We start from the raw sequence: 774 nt of genomic DNA, 5'->3' as shown, positions 1-774 counted from the left end.
GAAGAACGCGTCATGGACAGCAACGATCTTGAAAAAGAACGCGGCATTACCATTCTCGCTAAAAATACCGCCATCGAATACGAAGGCTACCACATCAACATCGTAGATACCCCGGGACACGCCGATTTTGGTGGCGAAGTGGAACGTGTATTGGGCATGGTTGACTGCGTCGTACTGTTGGTTGACGCACAAGAAGGCCCTATGCCGCAAACCCGTTTCGTGACCAAAAAAGCCTTGGCTTTGGGTCTGAAACCTATCGTTGTTATCAACAAAATCGACAAACCGTCTGCCCGTCCAAGCTGGGTTATCGACCAAACATTCGAATTGTTCGACAACCTGGGCGCAACCGACGAACAATTGGACTTCCCTATCGTCTATGCTTCCGGCCTGTCCGGCTTTGCCAAACTGGATGAGAACGACGAGAGCAGCGATATGCGTCCTCTGTTCGAGACCATTTTGAAACACACGCCTGCACCAAGCGGCAGCGCGGACGAAACGCTGCAACTCCAAATTTCCCAACTGGACTACGACAACTATACCGGCCGCCTCGGTATCGGCCGCATCCTGAACGGCCGCATCAAACCCGGCCAAGTTGTTGCCGTGATGAATCATGAAGAACAAGTTGCCCAAGGCCGCATCAACCAGCTGTTGGGCTTCCAAGGCTTGGAACGCGTACCTTTGGAAGAAGCTGAAGCCGGCGATATCGTGATTATTTCCGGTATCGAAGACATCGGTATCGGCGTAACCATTACCGACAAAGACAATCCTAAAGGC

1 protein-coding gene is annotated in these 774 nt (G+C 51.9%); it reads left to right on the top strand.

Annotated elements, in window-relative coordinates; translation table 11 throughout:
- Nucleotides 1-774: GTP-binding protein (locus ACTHUM_RS16195; protein WP_440403449.1), on the top strand; the 774-nt coding region annotated here is incomplete at both ends.

Source organism: Neisseria sp. P0021.S006, from assembly GCF_051956895.1.
This window is presented reverse-complemented; position numbering and strand designations above follow the sequence as displayed.